Source organism: uncultured Nostoc sp. (genome assembly GCF_964245575.1).
Classification (GTDB): domain Bacteria; phylum Cyanobacteriota; class Cyanobacteriia; order Cyanobacteriales; family Nostocaceae; genus Nostoc.
Window position 1 is genome coordinate 1 of sequence record NZ_CAXTNP010000389.1, and the last position, 5,720, is coordinate 5,720.

Here is a 5,720-nt window from a genome sequence, read left to right on the forward strand (position 1 = left end):
ACTCATTCACGAGTATCAAAGACTCGTTGGCGAGTATCAAAGACTCGTTCCCAAATTTTAATTTCTACCAAATTACAGTTACAAATTATTCTTCTGCTACATGAATCCTAGACATCCTTAGACATCTTTCGTTGATTTGACGTTTCATTGGGTGGAGTCGGCATCATTTCTCTTTGCGTCCAGACACGGTTTAGCCATCCGTGTTTAATATTTATCCTAGTTTCTCTGCTCCCCCTGCCCCCGTTCGGCTACGCTACTTCGACTACGCTCAGTACAAGTCACAGCAAGCCTGTTCCCTGCCCCTTCTCCTGTGTTCCCCTAGACTTAATTTTTCTTTATAACCAGGGAAAGAGGTACAGAAAGCTACTCGTGTGGGAAGTTAAGTATTAGAGGTGAAACTAATTTCTCACTTTTCCAATGCTACCGAAGATTTCATGCAAAGCAATTTAGTTATATTTCCTAATGCTGGAGCTGCGAAAAAGAGTACGCAAACAGAAGAAAGAACAATTACCAAGTACGACCGTGCTGAGGAGCAATTTATAGAACTGCTAGCAATGGAGGATTTAGATCATCAACTAGATGTAAAACCTGCAATAGCTAGTGAGTTTGAACAGGCGCTCTCAAAGGCAATTCGCGCCGCCTATAAAAGCGATCGCTCTGATGAACAGGCTCACCGTTTTCTCCAGCGCATACTTTATCGAATTAATCGGCTAAAGCTGTTTTGGTATGACGATTTGCAAAATTATACCAATGAGCGATCGCTTTACTTGTCCTCATGTCGTGACGAAATTGAAGCTGCTTGGCAAAGGTGGGAACTGGCACAAATTGATGTGGCTGCACTGCAACAATTAGATGTAATAGATGTAAAACAAGCTCTAATTGAGCGCACATCTGCCGATTTAGATCCGCTTTTGTCGGAGAGTAGCCGCTACATTCGTGAGGAAATGACTGAATCTGGCTATCGTCACCTACTAGCGATCGGCTCTTTTGATGGCTTGGTTGAAGCTAGTCATCTTTCCCGCATTTTGGGTGGTGTTGCTAATGAAGTGCAGTGTACGTTGATGCGAGTACTAATAGAAGAATACGGCAATGGTCGTTTATCTCGCAAGCACTCTACATTTTTTGCTCAAATGCTTGCTGAGTTTGGAATGAACACTCAACCAGAGGCATATTTCGATTTAGTACCTTGGGAAGTTTTGGCTTCTACCAATCATAATTTTCTCGTGACTGAGCGCAAACGCTATTTCCTGCGTTATAGCGGCGGGTTGACCTATTTTGAAGTGGCTGGGCCTGCGGTTTACAAAAATTATATGGTGGCGGCGCAACGGCTCGGACTCTCAGAAGTAGCGGTGGGTTATTGGGAACTACACATCAGGGAAGATGAACGCCACGGTCGTTGGATGTTAGATGATGTAGCTTTGCCATTAGCAGAACGATATCCCAATGATGCATGGGAATTAGTGCTTGGGTACGACCAGCAGAAACTCATGAGCGATCGCGCGGGTATTGCTGTTGTGCGATCGATACGTGAAGCAACACAATCCGTTTGACTCATCTAAGAAATCTAAAAAATTAGAAATTAAAAATGGCAGATTTTTTCTGGCGTTTATAATTTCACATTTCTAAAGCATTCTATTGCTAATCTCCCTACAATCCAATTTCTTTAGTGAGGACTTCTTTACTAAAGAAACGATTATTTATTGCCTTGAAATCAAGGTATCAAATAACCTCGTACTACATTGATTATACCTTATACATTGAAGTGCAGTCAAATGAAAGATATCTTTTTTTGTCCTGAAGAATCTAATTTTTACTCAAACTGTTTAGAAAATTTTGTTCTCAGAAATTGTAAAAATTACGAATCTATTGTGGAGTTTGGCTCAGGAGATGGCAGCCCTGTAATTAATTCTTTATTAAGAAACAACTTCGATGGCATCATCCAGGGATTTGAATTAAATACCTCTGCATGGAAAGTCGCAAATTCAACTATCGATGAATATAATCTCACTAATAAATACATAATCCATAATTCATCTTTATTTAATTCTTCTCAACCCGATGCCGAGTATCTTGTAGCAAATCCGCCCTATCTCCCCGCTCCAGATAATGATATTTATATGCCACTCTTATTTGGGGGTGTAGATGGAGCCACAGTTACCAATGATCTTTTATCGTTAGGTTATGAAAATGTGTTGGTTTTAATATCTAGTTTTTCTAATCCAACAAGTACGCTGAACCTAGCCAAAGAAAATGGATATTGTGTTCAAAATTTCATGGTGTTACCTTTACAGTTCGGCTACTATAGCTCCGATCCCAAGGTAAAGAACCACATAGAAGAACTCCGAAAAAACAACATGGCATTTTATTCTGGCGATTATTATTTTCTAGCTGGCGTTTTATTTAACAAATGCCAAGATTCTGTAGTTGATTTATCTAATCAATTGGCTCAGGTTATGACTAGTTTGTGAAGACAAATAGGCTTATGCAATCCCCATCTTAAAAGTACCTTGAAGATGGGAAATTGCGGGATTAGTTAAATCAATCCGTATTCTCAAGTAATCGCTTTGTTTACCTGAAGTTTTTGTTGTATGACTGCACTGCTAGAGTGAGGTTGGCGCTTGAGTGCTGCAAATAAAGTTACAACAGCACCGAACGACAAAATAGGAAAGCCTGAAGTTGGTTCAGGTACAGAGACAGATGAGGTTGGCGTCAAGAGGTAGGCGTGTAATTCACCATTAACTGCACCACGACCGGCAATTTGTCCATTATTATTAATGGCAGATGCTGCTGTCAAGGTAAAGCCAGCGTCTGAACCAGGAGCAATCAGGTCATTTAAGTCGTAGAGAGTGTTATCACTATAAAGAAAAGCCCGCAAACCATTGCCATCTGCTGCAAAAAAGTCACTGTTACTCCCAGAAAACCCGACTGCTTGACCTAAATTATTGATCCCCACACCAAAACTGAACAAATCTGTAGGACGTAATCTACCGAGGTCTTGAAGTCCCGTGCTGGAACTGTACAGAAAAGCATGACCATCATCTACTCCAGTGAGTCCAGAACTACCTACCACTTGTCCTGAGTTATTAATATCATTTGCTACGCTGTACGCGTCACCTGGCAAAGTTCCCAAATTAGTAGTTTGGCCATTTTCGTACAGAAAAGCTGTGTTTGAACTGAGAATGCCTACTACTTGTCCCAAGTTATTTAAACTGTAGGCAACAGTACCAGGAGTTCCGATGCTGGTTGCTATACCATCACTGTATAAAAAAGGCCCAAATCCGCTTGCTCCCCCTACTATTTGGGTGCGATTGTCAATGGCATAAGGAATAGCGTTTTTGATAGCGAGGGGTTGGGTAATGCCATTGCTGTATAGGAAAGGGTTATTTCCAGTAAAATTATTACTAGCAACCGAATTACCAACTACTTGCCCCAAGTTATTGATACCAGTTACTCCAGATTCATTATCGCCAGGTAGGGGACTAATTTTTTTAAGTGAACCATTGCTGTAAAAAAAAGAACTCGCCAAAGAATTAATGGCTACCTCACCTGAGTCATTGATGTCTGTAGCGTAACTGAAGGCTTCTCCTGTAAGACTGCCTAAGTCAGTAACTGAGTATAGAGATACTGCCAATGCCGACTTGGATGTAGTAAGACTGATTGCGGTCAAGGTTATTGCTGTTATACAGGATTTCCACTGAAGTAAAAGCATCTGACTTTTCTGTGATTTTTATTCCCCTATTAAATTACCACTGAACAGTATAGTGAAAACCTGCCGTATCTGGATAGTCGCTAAATACGCCATCAATACCTAAGCTGAAAAATAGTTCATATTCCCCTTGGGGATTTCCTTGAAAGTCCAATGGCAAAAAACAGTCTTCATTGCGGAAACAGACATGAACCAGCAAACCAACTACATGAGCATTGATGACTAAAGATGTTAGCGATCGCAATTTACCACTGCTGTCTCTAGGAACCAGCAAATTTTTATTAGGACTTACACAAACAATAGCCGAAACCCTGATTCTCTTGCATGAATTGCACCTACAGCGTATAGTTTTGCGTAAGTCCTATTTATGAATACCAACGCCCTGTGTATATTTAGCGATTTCTTCTAAACCTGAGGCAGTTGCTGAATCTGTTGTATGGTTGCACTGTTTGAGCGAGGTTTGCGCTTGAGTGCTGCAAATAAAGTTACAACAGCACTAAACGACAAAATAGGAACGCCTGAAGTTGGTTCAGGTACAGAGACAGATGAGATTGGCGTTAACAGGAAGGCGTGTAATTGACCATTGACTGCACCACTACCTACAATTTGTCCATTAATATTAATGGCTTCTGCCCTTCTCAAGGTAAAGCCAGCGTCTGAACCAGGAGCAATCAGGTCATTTAAGTCGTACAAAGTATTATCACTATAAAGAAAAGCCCGCAAACTATTGTTATATGGTGGAAAAGAGTCACTATTAGTGCCAGAAAACCCGACTACTTGACCCAAATTATTGATCCCCAAAGCAACACTGAACAAATCTGTAGGACGTAACCTACCGAGGTCTTGGAGTCCCGTGCTGGAACTGTAAAGAAAAGCATTACCATCATCTACTTCAGTGAGTCCAGAACTACCTACCACTTGTCCTAAGTCATTAATATCATCTGCTTCACTGTACCTGTCACCTGGCAAAGTTCCCAAATTAGTAGTTTGGCCGTTTTCGTACAGAAAAGCTGTGCTTGAATTGAGAATGCCTACTACTTGTCCCAAGTTATTTAAACCGTAGGCAATAGTACCAGGAGTTCCGATGCTGGTTGCTGTACCATTACTGTATAAAAAAGGCCCAAGCCCGCTTGCTCCTCCTACTATTTGGGTGCGATCGTTAATGGCATAAGGAATAGCGTTTTTGATAGCGAGGGGTTGGGTAATGCCATTGCTGTATAGGAAAGGGTTATTTCCAGTAAAATTATTACTAGCAACCGAATTACCAACTACTTGCCCCAAGTTATTGATACCAGTTACTCCAGATTCATTATCGCCAGGTAGGGGACTAATTTTTTTAAGTGAACCATTGCTGTAAAAAAAAGAACCATTTAGAGAATTAATGGCTACCTCACCTGAGTCATTGATGCCTGTAGCGTAACTGAATGCTTCTCCTGTAAGGTTGCCTAAGTCAGTAACTGAGTATAGAGATGCCGCCAATGCCGACTTGGACGCAGTAAGACTGATTGCGGTCAAGGTTATTGCTGTTATACAGGATTTCCACTCAAGTAAAAGCATCTGACTTTTCTGTGATTTTTATTCCCTTACAAAATTACCACTGAATAGTAGAGTGGTAAGCTGCCGTATCTGGGTAATCGCTAAATACGCCATCAACTCCTAAGCTGAAAAATAGTTTATATTCGCCTTGGGATTTCCTTGAAAGTCCAGTGGCAAAAAACAGTCTTCATTGCGGAAAGTCCAGACATGAACTAGTAAACCAGCCACATGAGCATCTATGACTAAAGATGTAGGCGATCGCAATTTACTACTGCTGTCTCTAGGAACCAGCAAATTTTTATGAATACCAGCCGCCTGTGCATATTTAGCAATTTCTTCTAAACCTGATGCTGTGACTAAATCTATATATGTGCGTTCATTAACACTAAGCATCTGCCCGAATTCAATAAACGACACCCCGAATTCAATAAACGACACCCCGAATTCAATAAACGACACCCCGAATTCAATAAACGAC

The 5,720-nt window shown here is 41.0% G+C and carries 4 protein-coding genes and 2 pseudogenes; 2 read left to right on the forward strand and 4 right to left on the reverse strand.

The annotated features are described in order from the left end of the window. Positions 1-434 precede the first annotated feature (434 nt). Together ACFFAP_RS35130 and ACFFAP_RS35135 are read left to right on the forward strand one after the other, a co-directional pair. Positions 435-1,550 carry an iron-containing redox enzyme family protein gene (locus tag ACFFAP_RS35130; RefSeq protein ID WP_375515546.1) on the forward strand — a complete coding sequence of 372 codons (1,116 nt, stop codon included), beginning with the start codon at positions 435-437 and terminating at the stop codon, positions 1,548-1,550. A gap of 222 nt (positions 1,551-1,772) precedes the next feature. Then, complete coding sequence (locus ACFFAP_RS35135) at positions 1,773-2,468, forward strand: SAM-dependent methyltransferase (protein ID WP_375515543.1); 696 nt, start codon at positions 1,773-1,775, stop codon at positions 2,466-2,468. A gap of 83 nt (positions 2,469-2,551) precedes the next feature. Here the strand turns inward: ACFFAP_RS35135 and ACFFAP_RS35140 are convergent, their stop codons facing one another. From ACFFAP_RS35140 to ACFFAP_RS35155, 4 genes and pseudogenes are all read right to left on the reverse strand, one after another. Further along, on the reverse strand, positions 2,552-3,709 hold the full coding sequence (locus tag ACFFAP_RS35140) for a hypothetical protein (protein WP_375515544.1): 1,158 nt from the start codon (positions 3,707-3,709) through the stop codon (positions 2,552-2,554). 34 nt (positions 3,710-3,743) lie between these two features. Beyond that, a pseudogene (locus ACFFAP_RS35145) lies at positions 3,744-3,998 on the reverse strand (glycerophosphodiester phosphodiesterase); the annotation flags it as partial. Between the two features lie 113 nt (positions 3,999-4,111). Beyond that, on the reverse strand, positions 4,112-5,263 hold the full coding sequence (locus ACFFAP_RS35150) for a DUF3466 family protein (RefSeq protein ID WP_375515545.1): 1,152 nt from the start codon (positions 5,261-5,263) through the stop codon (positions 4,112-4,114). A 34-nt stretch (positions 5,264-5,297) separates the two neighbouring features. Continuing rightward, positions 5,298-5,623 (reverse strand): annotated as a pseudogene (locus tag ACFFAP_RS35155) (glycerophosphodiester phosphodiesterase family protein); the annotation flags it as partial. Positions 5,624-5,720: the final 97 nt, after the last annotated feature.